Raw genomic sequence first — 24,222 nt, 5'->3', positions numbered from 1 at the left:
GCTCACCACGGTGGTACCGAACGTCGGTCCGGTCGCAGGCGGCACGACGGTCGTACTGACCGGGACGAATCTGACCGGCGCGACGTCGGTGAGTTTCGGTGGGACACCGGCGACTTCGTTCCTCGTCGACTCCGACATCCAGATCACCGCGGTCGCGCCGGCAGGCGCGGCGGGAACGGTGCAAGTCACGGTCACCACCGTGGGCGGAACGAGCAACGGCGTCGGCTACACCTATCTCGCCGTGCCTGCCCTGACCGCCATCGTTCCCAACGCGGGGCCGGTCGTCGGTGGGACGACCGTCATACTGACCGGGACGGCCCTCACAGGTGCGACGGCGGTGAATTTCGGTGGCACACCGGCGACCTCGTTCACCATCGACTCCGCCACCCAGATCACCGCCGTCACGCCCGCAGGGACGGCCGGGACGGTGCTGGTCACGGTTACCACCGCAGGCGGTACCGGTGATGGTGTCTCCTTCACCTATGCCCCCGTTCCCGCGCTGACGTCGGTTGTTCCGAGCTCAGGCCCGGTGACCGGCGGGACCACCGTGACCCTGACCGGAACGGGCCTGACAGGCGCCACCGGGGTCAGTTTCGGTGGTATACCGGCGATCGCGTTCGCCGTCGACTCCGCGACCCAGATCACGGCAATCGCCCCTGCCGGGACAGCCGGGACGGCGCTCGTCACCGTCACGACCGCGGGCGGAACCAGCAACAGTGTCTCGTACACCTATGAGGTGGTTCCTACCCTGATCTCGGCGGTGCCGAACGTGGGACCGGTCGCCGGAGGGACGACGGTCGTGCTCACCGGGACGGGCTTGATCGGCGCGACGGCGGTGAATTTCGGTGGCACACCGGCGACCTCGTTCACGGTCGACTCCGGCACCCAGATCACCGCGGTCGCCCCCGCCGGAACGGCAGGGACCGTCCTGGTCACCGTCACCACACCCGGAGGAACGGTCGACGGTGTCTCCTTCACCTATGCCGCGGTTCCTGCCCTGGTTCTGGCAGTGCCGGCCACCGGTTCGGTCGCCGGTGGGACGACCGTCGTCCTCACCGGGACGGACCTGACCGGTGCGACCGCGGTGGATTTCGGTGGCACACCGGCGACCTCGTTCAGCGTCGACTCCGCCACCCAGATCACCGCCGTCAGCCCGGCGGGGGTGGCCGGGACAGCGCTGATCACTGCCACGACCGCAGGTGGCACCAGTAACGGTCTCGCTTTCCTCTACGTCTGACAGCGGACCCGACGGGGGCCGTCGGTGGGCCGATGCCCACCGGCGGCCCCCGTCGCATGAAGGGCCTCGCGCGAGTCGGTTCAGCCTGGTTCCCTCCCTACGGCAGTGGAACGCTCCAGCACACTCGGGTACCGGGACCACGGCTGCCCGGTCGGGTCGCCGTGCCATATTCGCATCGACCGCCGGCAGTCGCGGCCCGCTGCGCCAGGTTGGTCAGACCGCTGGGGGTGACGGCGTCCGGGATACCGACCCCGTCGTCTTCCACGACAATGGTGAGACGGTCATCGACGGTGACCTCGACGGTAAGGCTATCGGCATGAGCGTGACGGACCACATTGCATACCGTTTCGCGAACCACGGCTTCGGCGTGATCGGCCAAGGCGGGACCGATTGCCGACAGTGCCCCGGCCACCCGTAGCTGGGTGGCGATACCGGTATCGATGGTGGGGTCGCGGACTGCATCATCGAGACGTTGCCGAAGGCGGGTCGGAGTGGTGTCGCCGCGATGCAGGTCGAAGATCACGGTGCGGATCTCGGTGATGACCTCTTGCAGATCGTCGATCAGTGCCGCCTGTCGCTGCCGCAATTCGGGGTCGCGGATGCGAGCGGCAATGCTGTGTCCGGCCAATCCGATGCCGAACAAGCGCTGAATGACGTGATCATGCAAGTCGCGGGCGATGCGGTCACGATCGGACAACACTTGCAGCTCTCGCATCTGCTGCTGGGCGGAGGACAACTGCATCGCCAGCGCCGCCTGCCCGGCGAACGTCGCTGTCAGCCGCGCGGTGTCGGCCGGATATGGCGACCGTGCCGGGTCGCGTTCGACCACCAGAACACCGAGTGCGGTGTTCTCGGTATACAGGGGCACCAGCAGTGCCGGTCCGCCGCACAACGGCAGCCCGGTCGCGGAGAGCTCGGCGTCGATGCTGTCGAATGCCCGCGGGGTGTGGTGGCCGAACACATCGGCCAGGACAGTACCCGCGATCGGGACTCGGGCTGAATGGCTGCCCGGTCCTGCCCAGTGTGTAATGGCCAGGTCGGTGACCTCGGCAGACGGCAGGTCTGGGTCGGGGCAGGTCGCCAGCCACGCGCGATCGGAGCCCGACAGCTCACGGGCACGGTCGACGACCTGGCCGAGCACCCGGTCGGGGTCGGCGGCAGTCAGGAATGCGGTAGTGAGATCCGCGATGGCGGCGATCCACGCTCGACGTGCTCGTGCGGCCTCCCGGATATGGATCGGCACCTCGTTCAGCAACTCCCCCAACCGCAGTTGCGACAGCGTCTCGCGCACCAGGCCGCCCCCGCTACCGGCCGATCCAAGCACCCGGTGGTGATCCGGAAAACCAGTCACGACAGCGCCCTCCTCCATGGAGGCAAATAGTCGGCTACAACACCACAGTCTAGAGATGAAAGACACTCGTTGCGCCAGGCACCCGGATCACGGTCGTCTATCCAGACACAAACGTCAAGAGGCGCACGGCGAGACAGCACAGTGCGCCGGTCATCGCGGGCTACCGCGTACATGTCGCACCGCCGGTCGAACCCGACGGGCGCCGTCGCTGCGGCGTTGCGGCAGAATCCGGTTATCGTCGGCTACACAGGCAGCAGCGAAATCGAGTTCGGCTCGGGACAGTCCCGAGCCTGGCGCGGAGATGACGAATCTCGCAGGGAGCCGGCCGGGAGAATGGCTCAGTTCCCGGTCAAGCTGCGCACGGAGTCCAGTTGGCTCGCAGTACCCAAAACGATCAGAATTGTGCCGGGGGTAATTCGGGTATCGTCCGCGGGGTTGGCGATGAACCGGCCGCTGGGTGTTCGCAGGGCGAGCACCAGTGCCGCGGTGGCGGTGCGTAGCGCGGTATCGGTCAGAGAACGGCCGATCAGCGGTGACTCGGCGTTGATCACAATCTCCTCGATGCGGTATTCGAGATTCTCATCGTGCATGACAACGTCGAGGAACTCGGCCACGTTGGGCTGCAACGCGAATGCCGCCATCCGGCGGCCTCCGATCAATTGCGGATTGACAGCCCGATTCGCTCCGGCGCGAAGCAGGATCGACTCGGAGTTCTCGTTGCGCGCTCGTGCGATAATCACCAGATCCGGGCGCCGGGATCTGGCCGATAGCGTCACATAGACGTTGTCGGCATCGCTGTCGAGCGCCGCGATCAAAGCATATGCATGCTCGATACCCGCCACACCGAGGACGCTGTCGTCGGTCACATCGCCCGGGATGTATTCGAATTCGAGGCCCTGCAACCGTTCGGGCTCGCGATCTATGACCACGATCGAACGGCCGAGACTGCTCAGGTATTGCGCAGTAGAGCGGCCGACTCGTCCCCAGCCGCACACGATGACGTGACCACGCATGCGTTCTATTCGGCGATTCATTCGCCTCCGCTCCAAGTGGCGCCGTAGGTGCCCGTCGATGAGAACCTCGAGCAGGACCCCGAACATGTAGAAAAGAGTGCCGGCGCCGACCAGGATCAGCACCATGGTGAATATCTTGCCCGACGCGTTCAGTGGATGGATCTCGCGGAATCCGACCGTCGATATCGTTGTGACCGTCTGATAGAGCGCATCCAGGAAACCGAATCCCAGCAGCTTGTAACCGCCGGTGCCCGCCAGTGTCACCAACACGAACGCCACCAGCACGCGAGCGAGGCGTCGCAATGGGCTCATATGAGTGTGCCGCGTCTCACCGGCTGTTCCATGGCGGCCGGACCCGGTGTTCGCGACGGCTGAGCTTTTGGTGTTCGAGCACGATCAGAGTGATCGCCGCGAAGAAGCACACAGCACCGACACCGCCGGCCAGCGCGGCCCAACCGTAAGCGTGCTCTGCCGCACTGATCAGCGCCAGGCCCGCACCAGCGCCACCGACGAGAAACAACAGTACGATGGGCACGCTGAGAATGTCTGCGATGCTTTCCCCGGGCCGGTTGTGATACGGCGGCTGCGAAAAAGTACTGCTCACCGGTTTCTCCTTCGATGCCCGGACCGCCCAGTCACGGCCCGTACCCGCTACGCTTCCGTGCTCGGCGCGGCTGTCACAGAGCCTTCCGTCCCCGGCATCGAGGACTCCGGTACACCACGGCGAACGGCACACGACTCGGAGCGAATCGCACGAACGGAACGTGGCCAACGCCGCTGCCGGCTTCCATCACTTGCGGACCGGGTACCTGTTGCGTCGACGAAAACTGCCTTGCCACAATCCCTTCCCGGCGCAATCCAGCACGATCGCCCACCGCCGCGCAGCCCTCCCACCACCAGTCAATCGTCGATTCCTGCCCGAATCCACTTCCGGCGACTGACCATTCACGCCGGACGACTGATAAATGCCGAATGCGGGAACCGGATCGCGAGCCACCACATCGGTGTTGGCGGACCTACCCACCATTGCGACCACGCTGTCGTCAAGCGCTTCCCACCAGCACTCGATGATCGAAATCCCGAGCACGGTGGCCGGCTGTCGACTGCTAGCGCGGCCGTGAGGACGGTACGCGCGTTGCTGCATCAGGGCAGATGTGAGACCGCCGGCTGGACTGCCGCATCCGGGGCAGCGTGGCGCTTACCGGCCCACGGGGACCCCTTGCGCTCCGGATGCGGACTCCGCTGCGGTCCTGATGATCAGCTCAGATTGCGATGCCGGATGCGCCAGTAAGACCACCGGCGACCAAGGTGGGGTTCCCTCCACCGATCGGCGCGGATACCACCCGCAAATTTCCGCTGTCGGTGATGTACAGCCTTCTACCCGAAACCTTGACGTCGGTAGGGCCGGACAGGCCGCTCGCAGCGAAACGCTCCCCCTGGCCACCGTCCGGTGGGACCACGGGGGTCACCGCGCCGCCGGTTGTCGGCACCGACACCACCCGGTTGGCTGCGAATTCCGCCACGTAGAGGGTGCTTTCTACGCGGGCAATTCCCATGGGTCGACTCAGGCCGGACACCACCGGGGTCGCCGTGCCGCCGGCGGCCGGTATCGAATACACCGTGTCTATGCCGTCGCTGACATAGATGAGACCCTCGGCAGGAGCGTTGTAGGTGTAGGGCATCGCGTTGCTCGTGCCGTCCAGCAGTGCGGTGACCGTGACGTCCACCGTGCCGGTCCCCGGCGGGGCGATGGCCGAGATCCGAGTGTCGGAGTCGATGGTGAATGTCGTTGCCGTCGTGCCGAAAACCACCGTCAGTGGGCCGGCATCACCGAACCCGGAGCCGGCAATCACCACGGAGTTGAACCCCGCCTCGGGGCCGGACGAGGGGGTAAGTGACACAATTAGAGGTGCCATCGTATTCTTCCTAACGCTCGCGAGGACTGAAATGGTTGCGCGACAACGGCTCTCGATCTTGTCACGGGTCAGCCATATTCAGTAACTCTCCAGCGAAGGTATTTCGACAACCGTTCCATGGTTCGTTTTCGTACGGTTTCGGAGCTGCGATGCCGGCGGGTGCGCCGCCTGCGAATCAGATGCGTCGCACCAAAGCCGCGGCGGCCGAGATTCAGCGTTGGCGGCAACGATTTTCGTGCACTGCCCGGCTGACCTCGGACACAGGCATATCGACCGCACCCCTCCTCCGCCGTCGCCCAGCCCCGATCACACCATTGGCCACACTCGAAACAGTCAGGCCCGCAACGGTTCCCGCGCTCACTGTAATTCGCACGATCGAAACAGGTGATCGAAGCCGGCCATCCACTGTCCCGAAGGAGGAATCAGGTTGTGCAGCGGAGGCTTTCGCCGACCGACCACGACGTGACTTGGTGCCGGCAACAGTCTCGACCATTGCCGGCACCTTTCGAAAATCAGTGCGCGTCGACCAAGGTGCTCGACTTCACGTCTTTGCATCCCGCGATGCCGCGCTCGGCACCGAGTGCCGAGGCCAGGTCGTACAGTGACCGGTTACCTCCTTCGGAAAATCCCTCGAACTTGGCCGGCCGCCCCTGCGCCACGGCGGTTCCGGCCCCGGCGCCCGCCACCTGGTCGAGCAGGGCGACAACCATCCGCTCCACCCGTTCCAGGCGTGCGTCCATGTATTTGATCATGTCCTCCCGGCTGACCGGCTGACCATTGAAATTGTGAATGATTTCGCCCCACGCCATATCTTCACCTCCAGTGACCACGGGCGCCGAGACACCCGACCATTTGTTCACATAGTTTTCGAACACATCCCATGGAAATCCGTCACCCACATCGGTATGGGTCCCGATGCCGAGACACTGGGTGACGTAGCGATGATCCGTGATTCCCGACGCCTGGACATAGGGCGGCTTGATTACCTGAAGTGGAATGCCGTACTTATGGCAGTCCTGAACGGCGATATATGACGCGATTTCGATGTCGCGTTCGCGCTGCATCCATTCGTCACGAGACCACGCAGCATGTGAGCCGGCGAAACACAGATTGAGGGTGAAGGCATTAGCGTTCAACGCCGACCACGATGCGTAATCGGTGTCGACTACATCTACCAGAATTCCATCTCGTAGCGTGTAGTGGTACGATACGCCGTTATTCGTATTATTCAGGTATCCGGCCAGGCCTTCAGCAGATGAATCGCCCTCCTCGGTATGCAAGAGGAAGTTGGTCAGCGGGCGGCTTCGCATATCCCGCGAATTTCCCATACGGTCGATCTCCGTATATTCCGGCTTGCCTGCGGGTACTTCTCGTGCAGTAGGCGTTCCCGCCAAGCGGTCGTAGAGTTCTTGCGCTTCGCTCATCCGCTGGTCGTATCTACCCGGATATGCAGATTTCTGCACCTCCTGGGCGTACCAGCCGGGAGAGCACGAGGTGTCGTTGTAGTCCAGCTTCTGCAACTCGTTGTAGAACATCCGCGCGCTTCGTGCCGGATCCATCCTGTCCGCGGCCGTGCCCCACCACGGATCACGCTGCTGGAACAGACCACAACTATTCGCATCGTAGCTGAGCTTCTCGTGCGGGTAGTTGAGAGATTCCGGGTCATTCGAATTCGCGTACATCACCAAATCGGATTCGACCAGGGCAGTTGCCAGGGCGATAACAATGCCCCGCGGCGCGATACCCATACGCCGACCTTCCTCGATGATAGCGCGCGCGTAGTCGTCCTTGCTCATGCCGCACCTCACTTTCGGTGATTCTTCTCGCACTTGCCGACTATTTCGGTGAGTGGCCGGTGGAATAGACTTGCCCCAGCTGGGGTGTCAGTTTCCGCGGTGGCGGATCCTCGCCGTGTTCTCTGCGGAAGTCCGCGCTGCCGCGCTGCCACTTTTCGATCGGGCTCAAATCAGAACTCTCCTCCAGTACATGGACGAGAATTCCGAGCTTCTTGCTGTCGAGTTCGGCCGGTTTCGGAACAGCCGGATATTCTTCGCCATCCCTGTGACTGCCGAACGTGTTCAGCACGTCCGTGGCCGTGCGAATGCCGTATTCGCGCAGCTTTCGTCGCGACAACTCCGGGCCGACGTCCCCGGAGTCACCACCGACCCCCTTTTTGTTTTCAGGAGGTAAATGGAGATACAGTTGCGCTTGGTCGATCCAATCCACCAACCTGCCCACCGGAACTCTGGTATGGAGTATCAAGTCGACGAGGTTGGCCGTGACGAGACTCTGCATGTCTTCGATACCTTCTTCGACGAGCCGATAGGCATACCATACATTGAGACCGTCTATTCGATTCAGAGAATAATCTCGGGTAGCAGTCGGAGTGGTCTTACCCAGGCTTCTCATCGTGGCTCGCCGTATCGCATATTCCCCAGCTATGGGAAACCATCCGATTACGAACGCAGTAGCTGCCAGGACGTATCGCGAAATGGTTCCGGTCAGCGGGTATACCACTGCCAAGATCAGAAAGACGATGATGATTCGGAGCAACAACGAGGCGTAGGCGCTCGGACGCAGGTCAGCCTGGAAATATCGCCGGATGAGACTTTGCGACGTAAAGAAATACGCACCGAGGAAGCCGAATTTCAAAAACGACCAGAAATTTCTTGTTTCGAGGTTGACGACGAAATCTAAATTCCACATGACAGCCGTCCAACAGACGGCCAGGACGGCTGTCGTCAGGAATATGGGAAACAATGACTCCACCTTCACCGGCGAGCCTGTATCCGTGGCCGACGATGCCGCAGAGGAGCCATAGAACGCATCGAATTTCTGACGGTACAGATTGCTCTTCTCGTCCTGGAGATATCCGCCGCTGTAGAGCCATGGATCCCAGAATTCAGATGATCTGGGCGGCCTCGGAAGATTTTGAGGTTCGTCCATTCCGAGACGATGAAGATAGATCACGTACTCGTTCCACAGAGATGTCGCACGCTGCCGCAGGAAACGAATGTACAGCCATGGCGGAAGGAAGGACAGAACTCCTATCGCAAATATCTTCATGAGCGCGGTAGCAATATCGGCGCCACTGTTGCCGGTGGAATGTCCGGTTCCTGCCGCACCACCTGGCACGGCCACCAGGGCGACAACGATCGGTACCGCGATGAGAGCATGCATCAGGATGAGCGGGATCTGCCGCTCGAGCCACGCCTTGGGTCGGCGGCTCCGGCGATACAGCCATAGTTCCAGCCTGCCGATCCGCTTCGTCGGTTCACGGGTCCTCTTCTCCAGGATGGTTCCGCTCTTCTGGTATTCGCCGCAATACGATATAAGCTCCAACAGTGATTGACGTAAATGGCGCTTGTCCTCCTGCCGTAATCTTTCTTCGATATGATGCTCGAGCCGCTTCCGCCCCTCGGGGCCCTTTGCGGATTCCATGAGTTCGACCAGCTGGCCGTCACGCTCGAACAGACCGTCGAGTTCGGCCGCGATCGCTTTGGCGAGATGGTCGTCATCTGTTATCCAACGGGCGACACCTAAACGCCGTCGATCACTACCATCGGTACGTCGACCGGTTCTCGTCTCCTGGCGCCATACCACCCAGAGGGCCTCGGAGAGGCGGTGGGCCAATGTCTCATCGATCTTCGTTTCGGTGTCCACCTGCTATCCCCTTCGCTGGTGAAGTAGCGGTCCGATTTCGCCCGTGACCGACAGCGCCGCCACCTGGAGCCGGTCGCGGGCGCTGTCGGTCATCGGCTGTCTTGCAGTTCGGCATGGCTAACCACTTGGTACCCGGAATTGTTCGAGTACCTGCTGAACCACTTTTTCTGCTCGCGGTTCCATCGGTTCGGTTCCGGCGGCGGCACGGACCGGTGGTACGACGGGGTCGACGGGGATCTTGAATTGCATGGCCCGGTAGGGCCAGCCGTTGGCGACGCCGGTATTCCATTGGCTGACGAAGATGTGGAATCCGCCGTCGAGCGTCGATCCCGGAACGATGCTGGGACCGTAGAGTTGGGCGACCGCGTCGTCACCTTCCATACCCCAGGCCGTGCCGCGGATGGGCGAGGATTTGCGGGCGGCGTAGAGATTGTCGGTGATGTTCTCGAACACGCGCACGTCGATGTCGTAGCCGCCGCTGGAGCTGGCATCGAAGTTCACCAGTACCCATTGGCCCTGGATGTAGCGCAGGCACATCTCTCCGAATTTCTCCCCGGAGGTGACACCCTCGAGGATCGGAGTAGGTGGGTTGCCCCAGTTCCAGCTGCCATTGGCCCAGCCCCAGCCTTCGTAGGCGTCCGGGTTCTCGATCTGATCGTGTGGTACGCGGCGCAGGATCAGCGGGGCGTCGCGGGTGAAGCTGGTGGACATTATGTAGACCCAGCCGTTGGGGTGGCAGTCCCAGGTGATCAGTTGGGCCAGGTTGTGGTGCAGGTCCCCGGGGAAGCGCACGCCGGTGTTGGTCCAGTGTCTGCCGTCGTCGTCGGAGCGCCACAGCTCGGTGCGGATGACGTTGTGTAAACCTTTGTTCACCATGACATGCAGATAGATCTTGTCGCCGATGGTGACCACGTCCGAAGGCAGGATGGTGGTGTATTCCCCGGTCTCGTGGGAATAGGGCAGGAGCTGACGAGCGTATCGAGGATCGTCTCCACACGCCTCGTTCCATCCGATTCCTCGGTCGAGACTGGTGGTGTCGCTCAACAACCCGACCGGTGACCGCCAGTCCGGTCCCCCGACGCCCGGGTTGAGGAATGTGTCGCCGAAGACCGCCAGAATGCGCCCGGATGGTGTCCTGCACATGACGCCCAGATCAGTGCCGCCGATACCGAAGCGGTCCGTATGGCCGGGACCCGTCACATCGGCGATCTTCTTGCTTCTCTGGGTTTTGGGGCCCGGGTCGATAGGAGCGGCCGACGCCGGGATCGGTGCGAGCGTGGGCAGGGTTGCCGCTGCGGGGAACCGCCAGCCTTCGCGGATGACCGCGTCCCACTCCCCCTTCCACACCAGTCCGTAACCGTAATCCGGGTGGGGTCGCCATTGTTTGAGTTGCTGCATGCGAGTTGCCGCGTCCTTGGTGGCATCGTCGTATACACCGGTGCCCGGAATACCCAGTGCTTCCTGCCAGCGCTTCAAACCATCCTTGCTCGCCTGCGACTCGGTGCCGTACCGGTTGCTGACACACCAGTCCGGGCCCTCCAGCGGTCCCCAGCATTCGCGGATCCCGTCCCATCGCAGCGGATAGACATCCATATCGGGAGGTTTCGGCGGCTGTATGGGTTGTCCGGCGTAGGCGCACGCCGCCGCGAGCACGACGTCGTACGGGAAAGTGTCGGGCACATCCCAATGCGACCCGTCCTGATAACCCTTGAGTTTTCTGGACCCGTACGAGTAGTTGTTGTGGCTCGACACCCCGGGCTTGTTCTGACCGACGCCCTCGATATCGACCCGCTCCAGCGGAATCCGTTCCCGACGGGAGTGCTGAGCCAGATCCCAGGCGAGCATGTCCAACATCGCCTCGTGTTCGAGCCACTGCTCGCGAGTCTTCGGTTTGCCTTCGACGTTCGGGTTGTTCCCGCTCCACTGTCCGACCGTCCCCGAGGTGCAGACCAGCGCGATGTTGATCGAGACCGGGTTGTCGGACAGAATGCTCCACGCCGTGTGCTGGTACGGCACGGCGTTGAGGATGTGGGTGTCGTCGATGATGTCGTGGTAACTGCTGTCCTGGGTATTGGCCTGGTAGTTCGCCACCGCCTCGGCGGTGCCGATCCAGTCCTGGTTCTCGGTGGTATGGATGTAGATCCGCAATCGCTGCCCGTGACCCGCGTTGTACCCACACCCGAGCCCCAACCCGTCCGCGACCGCATATCCCCCTGGCGATTTCACCGCGGGGGCCGGCGGGAGCTGTTCACCAGCGGGCGCGGTCTCTCTGCCCCACTGTCCGAAGTTCGGTTTCAGGATGACGCTGCGATCGACACCCACACCGTCGGCGCTGGCCTTGTCGATCTCGAACTGGTGGATATGCGCCTTGGGATGATCACCATTGATCGAGGTATCACCGGACCAGTTGTGCTGCCAGTAATACGTGCCGATCCCATCGCGGTCGCACCAATCGATCACCCGGGCATTGCAGTACACACCCAATCGTTCCCGGCCCAGAATTTCCTGCCACGCCGTCAAATACGGCTTGACCTGGTTGTCCCACTCCCACTGATTCGGGTTCGCGTCCACCGACACGTAGATGACACCCTCACGATGCCCGCCGGCCGCTTCGTGCAGCTGTTGTGCACGCACAGCGTCCTGGCGGCCGCCCTCGTAGCCGCGGATCCAATCCGAAGTATCACTGCCACCCTTGGCGAACTGGTAATTCGACACCACCACCATGCCGCTGTTGCGCAGATCGTCGGCCTCGGCCCGGCTCAACGGCTTACCCCTCATCCACCCCTCACGCGGATCCGACACATACCGCACCGCACCGACGAACCCGGCGCCTTTCAACGCCGCCGCGGAAGGAACTCCAGCGGAGTAATCGGCCAACTGCTTACCCACGAGACTTCCGTCGGCCGACCCGACACCAGGCTGCGCGGCCGCCAACGGTGCGGCCGACGGCCGCAAATGCGCATGGACCGGATTTACCGCCGTGTCCAACCACGCGCTCATCGGATCCAGCCACCGGCCACCGAACCGTCCGGGAGGACCGGACACCTCGAAATGCAGATGCGGACCGGTCGAGCCCCCCTCCGAACCGACCTCGGCGATCTTGTCACCGGCCCGCACCGCATCGCCGACTTCCCACGTCCGCCCGGTCCGCGGATTCACGAACGACGTCGGCGGCATATGTCCATAGGTGAAATCCAGACCCCACTGCCGCTGCGAATCCACCACCAACCACGACCCGTACCCGCTCGGTTCATCGTCGTGAATCCCCACATGAGCCATCACACCATCGGACACCGAATAAACCGGAGTCCTCGAAGCAGCAGCCAGATCCACTCCATAATGGGGTTGATCCGGGTTGTACACCTGTACCAGCGACCATTTCCCCTCTTCGAGAGGGAAGTACTTCTCATGCATCGCATGCCCTCCTTGTGGCGGTGGTTGCTCTTGTTACGGAATCACGACAAGAATCACGCCTCAGTCAGCTGCCGGAAGCAGCACCGAAAGGGGTACCGGGAAGAATCAGAAGGCGTATCCGCCGTAGTCCGGAGAGTGAAAGTCGAACGTACACATCCCGCTGCCGGACTCATTGGCTGGGCCGAATTTCTTTCCTTGCAGACAGGTTCATTCGGAGTCGCCGTAGACCTTCGGCACCCGATTGTGTTTCAATATTGATCTATTCAGCTGTCGCCAAAATTCAGAACGGCCTCAACCACCCATGCTCAGCGGGAAGCGCCTGATCTGAGCAATGACCGGAACCACATGGCAGGTCAAGTCTCAGGGAGCTGTCCAACTGTGTCCAGAGCCTTTCGTCACAAGCATCGCCGTTCCCAGGAGTGTCGGCTACTTTCGTTGACAGTTGCGCATAGATGACGTCATCGATATCGGTGGCCGAAGTGTTGCAGGAATGTCATTTCCTCAGCAGAACCGGCGTAGACGTCCACGTAGGGCGCCATGAACAGGTCCAAGTCCGGCGGCAACCGGATCACCCGTTCATGCATTTCGATCACTTCGAGTCAACCCGGCGGCAAGTGGCTCCGGGACGCGAATTCGGACCTCGAGTACGTCCAGCCGACGCCATTCTGTCCGGCAGTTTGAACTTCAGGCAATGCACGACGCCCTGAACAGGCTCATCTATGATACCGAGGGTCAGGCACCCTCGAGCGATCTGCTCGAACCGGCGACAAGATTTCACACTGGGGCGATCGCACCCGTACTGGGCGGCGTCAAGGCCTTGAAGCCGCCGAGGCCGGAACCCCCTTGCGGAGTCCGGAGAAAACCGAGGTAACCATCCCGGGCCCCAGGGGCCGAACCCTGCGGAGATGGCCAACCGCGGGGATGATCAAGTTACACCGGCCGGCGGTTTGCGCAGCGAACGCGCCCGTTGTTTATTTCTCACGTCTCCCCGCGCCGGCATCGGATAGAGCCTCTGCACGAAGATGCGGTCCAACTTGTCGATATCGAGTCCTCCGGGAACGGCGGTGCCGTCTTTCATTATGTATGCGGAAAGCTGATAACACATTATTGATTCGGTGTCCAACTGGCCTTCGATCAGCTCGAGTTCTTCCAGCGGAGTCAATACCTGGGCGATCGTCACTGCCTTGCTCCAGCCGCACGTGTCGTAAAAGTACCGTACCGCCATATCCTTGTCGATACGGTCCACGACTTCACGACGCAGATGCTCATGCGGGAAGCCCAGCGTATGACCAGTTTCATGCCTGACCACCCGCTTATATTCGCTCTCGTCGGTGTTCATACCGAACGAGTCGAGATTCATGGTCGGCTCGTCACTGGAGATCTGCCCGATGTCCGTGCCCAGATACGACCAGTATCCGTCTCCAGGTGTTCGAGCGATCCTGACCTGAGCGTCATTACTCTGACTCGCTTTGAACGAGATGTTCGCCTTCTCGGACCATGCATTCATATGACTGATGATCCGGTTCTTCAAATCCTTGTCGTTGGTGTCCAGGAATCTAACCTGCAGATGAACACCATTGGGCTGCCAGTATTTCGATGTAAGCGCACAGATGAACTCCTTGGTCACCGCGCGCTCGCCGACTATTCCAGCGACAGGTCGCAAATAAGGACGATTTGCCGGATTGATATCCATCGCAACTCGGGCGGCCTCGCGCAATTGGTCGCTCGGCAAGCTTTTCGGAGTGCAGACTATGGTTTCGGATCGGGCGGTCATGAATCCTCCGATTGATATTGAGGAGCCATAGTGCGGTGCGCTGGGTGCGGTACACGATCTGGTACTCAATGCGTCAGCGATCGCCGCAGCAGGTCCAGAGGTGAAGTTGTACGTTTCTCGCGCGATTCCCGCGGGGGGGTGAGCCGGGAAAAGGCTGTTCGCACAAATCTATCAGGAAGTTCTCCAACTGTGTCCAGAGCCTTTCGTCACCAGCATCGCACTTCTCAAGGGTCGCGAATCGGACTCCAGTTCACCTTCCGTGACAGTTGAACATCGATGAAGTCATCGATATCGGTAGTTGAGATGTCATGAGAATGTCACCTACCGCAGAACCGGCGAAAATGTCCGGACAGGGTGTGGAAAACAGTTGTCATGGCAGCGGGTCGGCGATGGGTACGGTCATGCCGGCACGGAGACGGGCCGTGTCCTTGCTGTGTGAGGCTCCGAACAAGCGGCAGTATTCGCGGTTGAACCGTGTGGGGCTGTCGTAGCCGACGAGGTGGCCGGCGACGTCGTGCGGCTGGGCGATCAGTACGGTGTGTATCGCCCTGCTGAGGTGCGACAGGCTGCTGTCGACGAGCACTCGGAACGGCACGAACCGCGATGTAACGAGCTTGTTCCTTCCTGTCGGTTCCTTTGACAATCGCCCTTGCGCCACTTAAGTTCCACCCTGGCAACGTGCTGTATGTCACTGTTAGCGCTGCAAGGGGCAAGGGATGCCACCACCGGGAACGACGCGCAGATCCCTGCTGCACGCGGCGGGTATCGGCGCGGCGGCGCTCACCGCAGCGGCATGTACCGGCTTCGCCACTACCGGCGGTGGCGCAATGATCCTGCTGTCCACCCAGTTTCGGCCCGCAGACGAGGCCGAACGCTTCCGGGCCCTGCTGAGCCGGACCGCACCCGGCGTCAGCTACGTGACCGTCGAGGAGGGCCCGTTCTCGACGCAGGTGCGCAGTCAGGTGGTGGCGGGTTCGACGAAGATCGGGCTGCTCGCCGGGCTGCACGGCGACCTGGCCCCACTGGCCCCGAAATACCTGCAGGACTTGACCGGCCTGCTCATCGATCTCGGAAACCGCGGCTGGTCAACGGATTACCTGCAGCTCGCCAAGTCCGGCACCGACCGCACCTGGTACATCCCCTGGGCCACCGCGAGTTACGTGCTCGCCGCACACGCCGACGCGCTGGAGCACCTGCCCTCCGGCGCTGACGCCGCGGCACTGACCTATGACCAATTTCTCGACTGGGCCGTCGCGGCCCGCCGCGCCAACGGCAATCGCCCGATGCTGGGCCTGCCCGCGGGCCCGAAAGGGCTGTTGCACAGGTTCACTCAGGGCTATCTGCTGCCGTCGTTCACCGGCGGTCAGATCACCACGTTTCGTTCCGCCGAGGCCGTGACCGCCTGGGAGTACTTGCGCGAGTTGTGGGCCAACTGCGTCCCGGCGAGCACGACCTACGACTTCATGCAGGAGCCGCTCGAGAGCGGCGAGGTGCGCATGGCTTGGGATCACGTGGTGCGCTTGGTGCACGCGCCCGAACGCGATCCCCAGAATTGGCGGATGATGCCCGCGCCCCGCGGCAGACACGGACAGGGCTACATGGCCGTGCTGGCCGGGCTGGCTATTCCCAAGGGCTGCCCGGATTTCGAGCTGGCGCAGCGCGCGATCACCGCATTCACCCAGCCGGACAAGCAGATTGCGCTGCTGCGCTCCAATGGTTTCTTCCCCGCCGTCAGCGTGGCGATCCCGCAGGATCTGCCCCCGGCGATCGAACTCGAGGCCGATGCGGTGCAACGCCAGCAGCAGGCACCGGACGCGATCGTCTCGCTGCCGCCGGTGGGCCTGGGCCGGCGCGAGGGTGAGGTGAGCAAGGTGTTCCAAGACAGTTTTCGCTCGATCGTGCTGGATGGGGCGGATATTCGATCGACACTGGATCAGCAGGCGCGGGTGCTGCAAGGCATCCTCGATGACCTGAAGGTGCCGTGCTGGGCTCCTGACCCGGCCGCCGAACTGTGCCGGGTGGACTAGCCATGACCGCACGACTGCGCTCTCCGTGGATGCTGCTGCTGCCCTCGCTGGTGCTGATGACGGCGCTGTTCGGCTGGCCGCTGTTACAGGGCGTGCTGGCCGCCTTCGGAAACGGTCACGGGTTCACGCTGGCCAACTGGCAGCGTCTGTTCGGTGATCCGTACTTCCTGAAAGCGCTGCGGAATACGTTGCTGCTGCTCGTCATCGTCGTCCCGATCCAGCTGGTGCTCGCCGTCGGGATGGCGCTGCTGTTGCAGGCCCGGCCCGGATTCGCGGGCGGGCACTTCTATCTCTGGTGTCTGCCACTGGCGATCTCGGAGCTGGCCGCGGGCCTGGTGTGGCTGTCGATCTTCGGCAATCGCGGATACCTGAATTCGCTGCTGGTATGGCTCGGGCTGTCTCACGACGGGGTGCAATGGCTGAGCTACCAGCACACCGGCACTATGCTGTTGGCCGTCGTGGTCGCCGAGATCTGGCGCGCCACTTCGCTGGTGTTCGTTATCGTGATCGCGGGAGTGCAGCTGATTCCGCGAGATTACGACGAGGCCGCACAAGTTTTCGGCGCGAGCCTCTGGCAGCGGCTGCGGCACGTCACGCTGCCGTTGCTCGGGCCGAGCCTGCAGGCGGCGCTGATCCTGCGAACCATCCTGGCGCTGCAGGCCTTCGCGGTCGCGCAGGCCTTGACCGGGCGGGATTTCCCGCTGCTGGTCGGCGAGACCTATCAGTGGTACTCGAATCTGCAGAATCCCGCGGTGGCGAGCTGCGTTTCCCTTGTCGTGCTGGTCATTTCGCTCGGCACTGCGGTGTTGTATCTGCGGACCGTGCGGCAGCCGGGGGGTGCACGATGAGCGAGGTGATCCCGAACACCGTTGCCGCCGAGTCGCAAACGGTTCTCCCGCCGGTCGACCGGGCACCGCTGCGCAGGCGACGGTGGCGAGCCGTAGGTGTCCAACTGGGGTGCACCATGGTAACGGTGTTCATGGCGTTGCCGATCGTACTCATCGGATTTTCGGCGGTGTCCTCGCGCGAGACACTCGACAGGTTTCCGAAACCGTTGATCCCCGATCACTTTTCGGGCGAAACGCTGTCGTCGTTCTTCCGGGCGACGGGGACGGTGCCCGCCTTCGGTAATTCGGTGCTGGTCGGGGTCTACACGGTGTTCTGGTCGCTGGTGATCGGCGCGCCCGCGGGATATGCGCTGGCGCGCTACGCGTTCCGCGGTAAGGACACCTATCAGGTCTTCATTCTGCTGGTGCGGGCGTTGCCGATCGTGGTGCTGTCGGTTCCGTTGGCGACGATCTTCCTGCACGCCCACGTCTACGACACCGTCCTGGCGGTGACGCTCGTGCACACCACACTGGCCCTGCCGACCACCGTGCTCATCACCGCGAGCATCTTCGTCGCGGTGCCGGCCGACCTGGAGGAGGCCGCGCGGGTCTTCGGCTGCACGCGCTGGCAGGCCGCCCGCAAAGTGGTTGTGCCGCTGGCGCTTCCGGGGCTGGCGGCCTCGTCGATCTTCACCTTCGTGCTGTCCTGGAACGAGATCCTGGGAGCGACGATCGTGACGCTGGGCCACCGCACGCTGCCGGCGCAGGTACTCACCTCGCTGTCGGAGGCGTCGGCGCCGTACCGCTTCGCGGGCGGGTTCGCGCTGATCATCCCGGCGCTGTTGTTCATCCTGGTGATGCGCCGCTATCTGGTGAACATGTGGGGGACGACGCTTCGATGAAAGACTCTCCGACGACAGGGATCTGCGATGGCTGAGGTGGTCCTGCGCGACCTGGTGAAGACCTATCCAGACGGCACGGCCCGCGCCACCGACGACGTTTCACTCGCGATCGCCGACGGCGAATTCATGGTGCTGCTGGGGCCTTCCGGCTGCGGCAAGACGACATTGCTGCGGATGATCGCCGGACTGGAGGTGCCGGACTCGGGGCAGATCGTGATCGGCGGCCGGGACGTCACCTACCTCGAACCGCGACGGCGCAACCTGTCGATGGTGTTCCAGTCCTATGCGGTGTTCCCCAACAAAAAGGTCTCCGACAACATCGGTTTCGGGCTGCGCATGCGCGGGGTATCAGGCGACGAGGTACGGCGCAAGGTCGCATGGGCTGCCGAACTGCTGCAGCTCACACCGTATCTCGATCGCTATCCGGCGAAACTGTCCGGGGGGCAGCGCCAGCGGGTCGCGGTGGCCCGCGCGATCGTGATGGACGCCGACGTCCTGCTCATGGACGAGCCGTTGTCGAATCTGGATGCCCTGCTGCGCATGTCGTTTCGCGCCGAGTTGAAGAAGCTGGTCGCCGAGCTCGGTACCACCACGATCTATGTCACGCACGACCAGGTGGAGGCGCTGTCGCTGGGCGATCGGGTGGCGGTCATGCGCGCGGGCGTGGTGGTTCAGTGCGGCGCACCCACCGACGTATATGACGATCCCGCAACGGAATTCGTCGGCGGATTCCTCGGCGGCCCGCCCATGAACTTCCTCACCGGGACGATCGCGGCCGGCAAGTCCGGCCCCCGGCTCGACCTGGGCGGCCAATCACTGCCCGCACCCGCCGCCCTGTCCAGCTTCGTGGGTAAGGAGATCAGGCTCGGCATCCGCCCCGAGTCCATCGTCGTGAACGGCGAGCACCGCGACCACGCCGTGGACGCCGAACTCCAGGTTTTCGAACCCCTCGGCTCCGCCACCCTGCTCACCACCACCATCGCCGGGCAGACGGTGAAAGTTCAAGCGCCACCGGCCTTCCGCGCCGAACCCGGCGCTTTGCTGTCGCTCCATCTCCCCTGGCGATCCTGTCGCTGGTACGACCCGGAAACCGGGCTGCTGCTGCCGACCGACCGCGAATAGCGCGCCCGCAAAGCTCTTTCGCGAACGGCCGATCGGCATCACCCCGGCCGAACCGGCCCCCGGATCACTCGCACCCACCGGGGGTCGCCTGAAACTGCCGGTCCACAAGGCCTGGCAATTCTTCGAATTGGAGTATTGAAATGCGAATCGAGTTCGTCGAGGAAGAGTTCGATGTCAAGATGACTCGCGAGGAGTTGGTGATCATAATTTCGGCATTGGGCTGGGCGGATACTCTGGTTCCTTCGGATGAAGCGTTTCAGGAATACGTTGGCTGCCCGAGGGAGAGATTTCGATCGCTGGTGAACGAGCTCGCTGATGCGTGCAGGTTCCCATGTTCATAGCGCCCGCCCACGGCAATCAACCTGCGCTCATTCGGCTGGAGTAAGTAGCCCGTAGTGACCATCGTAGCGATGGTAGAGGACACAGCCACGGTGACGATCCGGGTCGTTGAAGAACACGAACGGCCACCCGGTGAGTTCGAGCCTTTCGATGGCGCCATCGGTGGTCGTCACGGGCGCGGCTGCCGGGCTGACTGTGATCGGTACGCTGCCGGAAACGACAGCTTCGGGCGATGGTTCGACCTGGGCGAGTCGGTAGCCGTCGTCGCTGCGGTACAGCACACTGTCGACACCACTGCCGGACTCGGTGAACAGGTAGAAGTCGTAGTCCATCATCTCCATGTCGAACGCGGCTTCCTCGCAGGTCTCATCGATCAGCGCATACGACTTGTGCCGCACCACCTCACGTTCCGCGCGCGGCCGCGGGAAGTACGAGAGCGGCGTCCGTGGCGGGGCGTCGTGGCGCCACTGGCGGGACCCCAGCTCCGGGACACGACCGCGGATGCCTTCCCAATGCCGGACAAATCGTTCGAATCGCTCCTTCAACCGCGCCTCGAGCAGGTCGATCGCTTCCGGAGCGGTATCAGCGGCGACTTGGACTCGTATTCCGCGGCCGTTCATGTTCACATTCGCCTGGGCGATCATCGGTTTCGCGGCCGCGGGATCTCCGCGCCGGCTCATACGGACGCGTGCGGACAGTACCGGCTCGGAAGCGAAAGTGAGCGCGTGGCCGATCTTTTCGCGTGCGTAGTCGGCCGCGCCGGCGGGAATGTGGTGGCCGATCGAAACCTGTAGCAGTGAATCGGTACTCGTTGCTCGTGGACGCATCATGTCTGCAACCTGCCTACATTTTCCGCCGGGTTCCGACGGTTCGTCTTCCCTTCGATCGTGACCGACTCCGGGGAGGTCTACGGAGTCCCAGCGGTTCGGCTCGCACTCCAGCACATCGTGCCGGCCGGGTGCCCGGCAAGGGACGAAGTTCCTCGACCCGGCACACCGAAGTCCCGATCGGGCGGCATTCGGCCGAGGACCCGCCTTGCCCGCACCGTTGCGGGATCAACGCCTTCCCGGCTGGGTGACTGTCGGACCTGCCCGTGGCGTGGGCCCTTCGCGAGGCCGAAGCGGGCCACAGACCGATACCCCGTCGTTTATCGCGGGTGGGACCGACCAGACCCCATGTCACGCTGTCGGAGACCGGCCTAAAATGGCAAGTAACCGTCGACTGTCGCCAATAATGTTGTGGTAAGGGTATTTTCGGTTTTGCTGCCGGGCTCGGCGGCGACCTTCGAGCCTTGCCGCCGCATCCGGACGGGCGGCAGCGGCGCCTGACGCTGGGCACCGAGGCGCGGATGCTCGGGCGGGGCGGTGGCGCGGGCTGCCGGGTGAGAGGTGAAGGTATCGAAGGCGTCACGGATTCGGAACAGGGATATGTCATTGCCGACCCGGCGAAGGGAGCGGGCATGCATTCGGAGGAAGGCCGTATCGAGGTTCCCGGCGGGCGCGTCTGGTACCGGTCGCTCGGCGAGCACGCAACGCCGCTGCTGTGCCTGCATGGCGGGCCCGGGTTCCCGCACGACTATCTGGAGGCGCTCACGCAGTTGGCCGACGAGCGCCGGGTGATTTTCTACGACCAGCTCGGCTGTGGCAACTCCGACCGGCCGAGCGATACCTCGCTGTGGACGATGGACCGGTTCGTGGCCGAACTGGTGGCCGTGCGCGAGGCGCTGGGCCTGAGGCGCGTCCATCTCCTCGGTAATTCGTGGGGCGGAATGCTGGCGCTGCAGTACACGCTCGATCGACGCCCGGCGCTGGAGAGCCTGGTGCTGGTCGGCACTCCGGCCAGCATGCCCCGGTGGTCGAAGGACTGTGCGGAACTACTCGAGGACGAACCCGCCGAGGTGCGGCGGACGATTCGGCAACACGAGGTGAACGGGTTCACCGGCTGCCCCGAGTATCAGGCCGCGACGCTGGGCTTCTATCGCAAGCACGTGTGCCGGATGCGGCCTTGGCCGCTGGGACTCGAGCGTGCGTACGCGGCGGCGGGCTACGACGTCTACCACACCATGATCGGGCCCAGCGAGTTCACCGTGACCGGCTCGTTGAGGCAATGGGACGTCACCGAGCGGCTGGGCGAGATCCGCGTGCCGACACTGTTGATCGGCGGTCGGCACGACGAATGCCGCCCGGCGCACCTCGAGGATATGCGGCGGCGCATCTCCGGCTCACGAATGGTGACCATCGAGGACGCGTCGCATCTGTGCTTCGCCGAACAGTGGGACGCCTTCCACACCGAGCTGAACCGGTTCCTCGCCGGCGTGGAAGGGTGAGACCGTCTCCATCGCGGACCAGTCGCCGGAAAACAACGAAGTTCTCGTAAGCCCTGGTTGGCAGGCATGAACGAACCGGCGAGGGTGGCCGCGGTACGGAGATCTACAGTCGATTCCGGACCGAAGCATTATCCGTGTTCGATGTGGAGACGAGGTAATCGCATGGCTGCCAAGTTCGAGCTGTACAAGGACAGCGCGGGCAAATTCCGGTTCAGGCTCAAGGCGGGCAACGGCGAGATCATCGCCCAGGGGCAGGCCTACGAGAGCAGGGCCGCCGCCCTCAACGGCATCGAGTCGGTCATGAAGAATGCGCCAGTGGCCGCGACCGACGACCAGACCTGACGCACTGTGGTGATGCTCCCCCGCCGCCCCTGTCTCACATCGAACGGCCGGACCGAGGCAGGGGCGGGGCCCTGCCTCTGCTGCGCGAAGGGAGAAATGCCTACTCTTGCCCGTGTTCGTCGAGAACCGTGACCGGTTCGCCGCCGTCGTTCCGGCGCTGCGGACGCTCGGCCAGAACCGGGAACGGACCTGTGATGCCCGCGCGCTGCTGTGCGATGCTCACTACTCGCTTGCGAGCCAGAAACCACCCTCCGACCAGCGCCGGAACCATGATCACGCCCCCGGTGAACACCGCGCCGCGCTGCACCTCGTCGTCGCTGAACGCCATCAACGCGACTACGGTCACCAGGAACATCAGCGTCGCCACGCTCGTATAGGGCGTGCCGATCAAACGGAACGATGGACGCTCCGCGAGCCCTTTGCGCCACCAACGCCACAGCTGCAGCTGACACACGACGATCGCGCCCCACGACGTGATGGTGCCCAGCGTCGACATATTCAGCACGATCTCGAATGCCTTCTCCGGGACTACCGCGTTCAGGCCGACACCGATCAGCGCGATCGCGGCGGTCGCCAGGATCCCGACGTAAGGTACGCCGCCGCGGGACATCCGCGCCGCGATCGCCGGCGCACTGCCGTTCATCGACATCGACCGTAGGATACGGCCGGTCGAATACAGGCCGGCATTCAAGCTGGAGAACGCCGCGGTCAGCACCACCAGGTTCATGACCGACCCGGCACCGTCCACGCCGATCCGCGAGAAGAACGTGACGAAGGGACTCTCACCGGACTTGAAGGCGGTGTAGGGCAGGAGCAGGCCGAGCAACACCAGCGATCCGACGTAGAACAGCGCGATCCGGGCGATGACGGAGTTGATCGCACGCGGCATGATCTTCTCCGGGTTCTCCGTCTCGCCGGCCGCCGTGCCAACCAGTTCCACTGCGGCGTAGGCGAATACGACACCCGTGGTGACAAGAACCAGTGGCAGGACGCCGCTCGGGAACAGCCCGCCATTGTGGACTATCACGCTCGGACCAGTGGTTTCGCCCTTGATGGTGAACCGGCCCGTGAGGAAGACCGTGCCGATGATCAAGAAGGTGACCAGCGCGACGACCTTGATCAGCGCGGCCCAGAATTCCAGCTCCCCGAACCACTTCACCGAGACGAGGTTGATGCCCACCACCAGAGCCAGGGCGACGAGGGCGATCAGCCACTGCGGTATCGCCGCGAAGGCCCCCCAGTAATGGACATACGTGGCGACGGCGGTGATGTCCACGATCCCGGTCATGCACCACTGGAAGAAGTACATCCATCCGACCGCGAAAGCCAGCTTCTCGCCGTAGAACTCACGGGCGTAGGAAACGAACGACCCCGAGGACGGACGATGCAGCACCAACTCGCCCAGCGCCCGCAGAATGAAGAACACGAACACGCCACAAACGGCGTACACGATGAACAATCCCGGCCCCGCACCGGCCAAACGCCCGCCCGCACCCAGGAACAGCCCGGTGCCGATGGCGCCACCGATCGCGATCATCTGCAGCTGACGCGGACGTAATGCTTTGTGATAACCCGTATCTTCCGCATGCAGCGCATCCGGGGACGCCGACACCTTCGAGGGAGGTCGCACCGTTGCCATGCCCAGGTCCTCTTTCAGGTGACGGCAATCATATCGCTGTTTAATGTACCGTCAATCAGCGGTCCGCTCAATAGGTGCGTCAATGTTCGGGCCGGTACGGCCCCGCATGTGGCGTGCCCACTGGCACACCCATCTGACGCACACGCGCCACGGTCCAGTACGAGCACCACAGGCCGCCGATCGCCGAGGGCCGTGCCACCGACTTCCGCTCGATCACGTTCTGGCCCGAGAACCAGAAGGCGCGCCGGTCGGGATGCTCAACTATCCGATCTGCCACGAATGCCGGATCGGGTTCATCGGCGACCTCGGCGTCCGGAAAGACCCCGCAGA

At 63.2% G+C, this 24,222-nt stretch carries 21 protein-coding genes; 7 read left to right on the top strand and 14 right to left on the bottom strand.

Annotation, left to right across the window (positions count from 1 at the left end; genetic code table 11):
* A partial coding sequence (locus NV1_RS27895; protein ID WP_067897731.1) for an IPT/TIG domain-containing protein occupies positions 1 to 1,237 on the top strand: 1,237 nt, incomplete at its 5' end.
* A 97-nt stretch (positions 1,238 to 1,334) separates the two neighbouring features.
* Here NV1_RS27895 and NV1_RS27890 read toward each other — a convergent pair.
* From NV1_RS27890 to NV1_RS46475, 11 genes are all read right to left on the bottom strand, one after another.
* Positions 1,335 to 2,588, bottom strand: a complete 1,254-nt coding sequence (locus NV1_RS27890; protein ID WP_169813420.1) for a sensor histidine kinase — start codon at positions 2,586 to 2,588, stop codon at positions 1,335 to 1,337.
* A gap of 338 nt (positions 2,589 to 2,926) precedes the next feature.
* Positions 2,927 to 3,913, bottom strand: coding sequence for a potassium channel family protein (locus tag NV1_RS27885; RefSeq protein ID WP_067897666.1), 987 nt, complete (start codon positions 3,911 to 3,913; stop codon positions 2,927 to 2,929).
* 16 nt (positions 3,914 to 3,929) lie between these two features.
* Positions 3,930 to 4,205, bottom strand: a complete 276-nt coding sequence (locus tag NV1_RS27880; RefSeq protein WP_067897663.1) for a hypothetical protein — start codon at positions 4,203 to 4,205, stop codon at positions 3,930 to 3,932.
* Between the two features lie 186 nt (positions 4,206 to 4,391).
* Positions 4,392 to 4,688, bottom strand: coding sequence for a hypothetical protein (locus tag NV1_RS43870; RefSeq protein WP_157117411.1), 297 nt, complete (start codon positions 4,686 to 4,688; stop codon positions 4,392 to 4,394).
* Positions 4,689 to 4,863: 175 nt separating this feature from the next.
* On the bottom strand, positions 4,864 to 5,517 hold the full coding sequence (locus tag NV1_RS27875; RefSeq protein ID WP_084525843.1) for an IPT/TIG domain-containing protein: 654 nt from the start codon (positions 5,515 to 5,517) through the stop codon (positions 4,864 to 4,866).
* Between the two features lie 512 nt (positions 5,518 to 6,029).
* Positions 6,030 to 7,313, bottom strand: coding sequence for an N-acetylmuramoyl-L-alanine amidase (locus tag NV1_RS27870; RefSeq protein WP_067897656.1), 1,284 nt, complete (start codon positions 7,311 to 7,313; stop codon positions 6,030 to 6,032).
* Positions 7,314 to 7,353: 40 nt separating this feature from the next.
* A complete protein-coding gene (locus tag NV1_RS27865) occupies positions 7,354 to 9,180 on the bottom strand; it encodes a hypothetical protein (protein ID WP_067897654.1) in 1,827 nt (608 codons plus the stop codon).
* Between the two features lie 117 nt (positions 9,181 to 9,297).
* Entirely contained in the window at positions 9,298 to 12,594 is a 3,297-nt protein-coding gene (locus NV1_RS27860) for a DUF4185 domain-containing protein (protein ID WP_084525842.1), read from the bottom strand.
* 458 nt (positions 12,595 to 13,052) lie between these two features.
* Entirely contained in the window at positions 13,053 to 13,178 is a 126-nt protein-coding gene (locus NV1_RS46480) for a hypothetical protein (protein ID WP_281181902.1), read from the bottom strand.
* 341 nt (positions 13,179 to 13,519) lie between these two features.
* Positions 13,520 to 14,368, bottom strand: a complete 849-nt coding sequence (locus NV1_RS27855; protein WP_084525841.1) for a M12 family metallopeptidase — start codon at positions 14,366 to 14,368, stop codon at positions 13,520 to 13,522.
* 370 nt (positions 14,369 to 14,738) lie between these two features.
* Positions 14,739 to 14,963, bottom strand: coding sequence for a hypothetical protein (locus NV1_RS46475; protein WP_067897644.1), 225 nt, complete (start codon positions 14,961 to 14,963; stop codon positions 14,739 to 14,741).
* Positions 14,964 to 15,084: 121 nt separating this feature from the next.
* Between NV1_RS46475 and NV1_RS27845 the strand changes: the two genes are divergently transcribed.
* The 4 genes from NV1_RS27845 to NV1_RS27830 are packed head-to-tail and all read left to right on the top strand — an operon-like array spanning position 15,085 to position 19,246.
* Positions 15,085 to 16,395 carry an ABC transporter substrate-binding protein gene (locus tag NV1_RS27845; RefSeq protein WP_067897641.1) on the top strand — a complete coding sequence of 437 codons (1,311 nt, stop codon included), beginning with the start codon at positions 15,085 to 15,087 and terminating at the stop codon, positions 16,393 to 16,395.
* 2 nt (positions 16,396 to 16,397) lie between these two features.
* Positions 16,398 to 17,243 carry a carbohydrate ABC transporter permease gene (locus NV1_RS27840; protein ID WP_067897638.1) on the top strand — a complete coding sequence of 282 codons (846 nt, stop codon included), beginning with the start codon at positions 16,398 to 16,400 and terminating at the stop codon, positions 17,241 to 17,243.
* Positions 17,240 to 18,124: a carbohydrate ABC transporter permease gene (locus tag NV1_RS27835; protein ID WP_067897635.1), complete on the top strand. Its 885-nt coding sequence runs from the start codon at positions 17,240 to 17,242 to the stop codon at positions 18,122 to 18,124. The genes NV1_RS27840 and NV1_RS27835 overlap by 4 nt, the downstream gene beginning before the upstream one ends.
* Before the next feature lie 27 nt (positions 18,125 to 18,151).
* On the top strand, positions 18,152 to 19,246 hold the full coding sequence (locus NV1_RS27830; RefSeq protein WP_067897632.1) for an ABC transporter ATP-binding protein: 1,095 nt from the start codon (positions 18,152 to 18,154) through the stop codon (positions 19,244 to 19,246).
* 368 nt (positions 19,247 to 19,614) lie between these two features.
* Here the strand turns inward: NV1_RS27830 and NV1_RS27820 are convergent, their stop codons facing one another.
* Positions 19,615 to 20,415 (bottom strand): ribosome hibernation promotion factor, encoded by an 801-nt coding sequence (locus tag NV1_RS27820; protein ID WP_245713959.1) that lies wholly within the window; start codon positions 20,413 to 20,415, stop codon positions 19,615 to 19,617.
* Between the two features lie 461 nt (positions 20,416 to 20,876).
* Between NV1_RS27820 and NV1_RS27815 the strand changes: the two genes are divergently transcribed.
* The gene (locus NV1_RS27815; protein ID WP_373864660.1) at positions 20,877 to 21,911 is read left to right on the top strand and encodes a proline iminopeptidase-family hydrolase; all 1,035 of its coding nucleotides are present in this window, start codon (positions 20,877 to 20,879) and stop codon (positions 21,909 to 21,911) included.
* A gap of 162 nt (positions 21,912 to 22,073) precedes the next feature.
* Positions 22,074 to 22,253, top strand: coding sequence for a YegP family protein (locus tag NV1_RS27810; protein WP_067897626.1), 180 nt, complete (start codon positions 22,074 to 22,076; stop codon positions 22,251 to 22,253).
* A 100-nt stretch (positions 22,254 to 22,353) separates the two neighbouring features.
* Here NV1_RS27810 and NV1_RS27805 read toward each other — a convergent pair whose 3' ends face one another.
* Together NV1_RS27805 and NV1_RS27800 are read right to left on the bottom strand one after the other, a co-directional pair.
* Complete coding sequence (locus NV1_RS27805) at positions 22,354 to 23,892, bottom strand: amino acid permease (protein ID WP_067897623.1); 1,539 nt, start codon at positions 23,890 to 23,892, stop codon at positions 22,354 to 22,356.
* A 79-nt stretch (positions 23,893 to 23,971) separates the two neighbouring features.
* The gene (locus NV1_RS27800) at positions 23,972 to 24,169 is read right to left on the bottom strand and encodes a hypothetical protein (protein ID WP_067897619.1); all 198 of its coding nucleotides are present in this window, start codon (positions 24,167 to 24,169) and stop codon (positions 23,972 to 23,974) included.
* Between the last annotated feature and the right edge of the window lie 53 nt (positions 24,170 to 24,222).

This window comes from Nocardia vaccinii NBRC 15922 (assembly GCF_001613305.1).
In the GTDB taxonomy this organism is placed as follows: Bacteria; Actinomycetota; Actinomycetes; order Mycobacteriales; family Mycobacteriaceae; genus Nocardia; species Nocardia vaccinii.
This window is presented reverse-complemented; position numbering and strand designations above follow the sequence as displayed.

Excerpts from the sequence above, each read along its gene's own strand:
- NV1_RS27885 (WP_067897666.1), bottom strand. The coding sequence starts at position 3,913 with ATGAGCCCATTGCGACGCCTCGCTCGCGTGCTGGTGGCGTTCGTGTTG.
- NV1_RS27830 (WP_067897632.1), top strand. The coding sequence starts at position 18,152 with ATGGCTGAGGTGGTCCTGCGCGACCTGGTGAAGACCTATCCAGACGGC.
- NV1_RS27840 (WP_067897638.1), top strand. The coding sequence starts at position 16,398 with ATGACCGCACGACTGCGCTCTCCGTGGATGCTGCTGCTGCCCTCGCTG.
- NV1_RS27810 (WP_067897626.1), top strand. The coding sequence starts at position 22,074 with ATGGCTGCCAAGTTCGAGCTGTACAAGGACAGCGCGGGCAAATTCCGG.
- NV1_RS27855 (WP_084525841.1), bottom strand. The coding sequence starts at position 14,368 with ATGACCGCCCGATCCGAAACCATAGTCTGCACTCCGAAAAGCTTGCCG.
- NV1_RS27875 (WP_084525843.1), bottom strand. The coding sequence starts at position 5,517 with ATGGCACCTCTAATTGTGTCACTTACCCCCTCGTCCGGCCCCGAGGCG.
- NV1_RS27835 (WP_067897635.1), top strand. The coding sequence starts at position 17,240 with ATGAGCGAGGTGATCCCGAACACCGTTGCCGCCGAGTCGCAAACGGTT.
- NV1_RS27860 (WP_084525842.1), bottom strand. The coding sequence starts at position 12,594 with ATGCATGAGAAGTACTTCCCTCTCGAAGAGGGGAAATGGTCGCTGGTA.
- NV1_RS27845 (WP_067897641.1), top strand. The coding sequence starts at position 15,085 with ATGCCACCACCGGGAACGACGCGCAGATCCCTGCTGCACGCGGCGGGT.
- NV1_RS27870 (WP_067897656.1), bottom strand. The coding sequence starts at position 7,313 with ATGAGCAAGGACGACTACGCGCGCGCTATCATCGAGGAAGGTCGGCGT.
- NV1_RS46480 (WP_281181902.1), bottom strand. The coding sequence starts at position 13,178 with ATGCATGAACGGGTGATCCGGTTGCCGCCGGACTTGGACCTGTTCATG.
- NV1_RS27805 (WP_067897623.1), bottom strand. The coding sequence starts at position 23,892 with ATGGCAACGGTGCGACCTCCCTCGAAGGTGTCGGCGTCCCCGGATGCG.
- NV1_RS27820 (WP_245713959.1), bottom strand. The coding sequence starts at position 20,415 with ATGATGCGTCCACGAGCAACGAGTACCGATTCACTGCTACAGGTTTCG.